At 40.4% G+C, this 559-nt stretch carries 1 protein-coding gene; it reads right to left on the bottom strand.

Annotated features, from left to right (window positions below):
- Positions 1–54: 54 nt before the first annotated feature.
- Positions 55–559, bottom strand: a 505-nt coding sequence (locus R7190_RS29670; protein WP_318138181.1) for a transglycosylase SLT domain-containing protein, incomplete at its 5' end; no start/stop codon positions are given.

The raw sequence follows: 559 nt of genomic DNA, 5'->3' as shown, positions 1-559 counted from the left end.
TTTTTAAATAATTTCAAAAAAGTGGTTGTTCGAACGCTTTTTATTCAACTGTCATTACAAAGTGTGCTCAGAGTTAAATTCCTTTTTGAAATTTGTAACTTTTTCTAGGTAACGACGCGCTTCAGCGTTCGGATGTTTCTTAGTTAGCGCCCAATAAACTTGGTTGGGTTGCAAAGAATTGAGATCTCGCATCGCGCGTTTTCGGTCACTGCGATTAAATGTGTTTAAAACACCACCAGTTCCACCGTTGTAAGCGGAAATCATACTGTACTCTAACGAAGTTGGATGCTGAACTTCGCGTAAATAACGGTTTTTGAGGATGTAGAAGTAGGCGGTTCCTGTGTCAATATTGTTTTCTGGGTTGAACAAATACTCTGGACTAGGTTGTCCTGATCTGTTCTTTACGAGCTTAAATACATCACGACCAGCGGTTTTGGGCACTACTTGCATCAATCCATAAGCATTGGCCCAACTTACTGCGTAAGGGTTAAAACTGCTCTCGGTTTTGATGATGGCGTAAATCAGATCTTCAGGAATGTCGTATTTTTTTGATGCGCGA

Source organism: Vibrio sp. 1078-1 (genome assembly GCF_033340475.1).
Note: the sequence above shows the minus strand (reverse complement) of the source record. Positions and strands in the feature narration are given on the sequence as shown.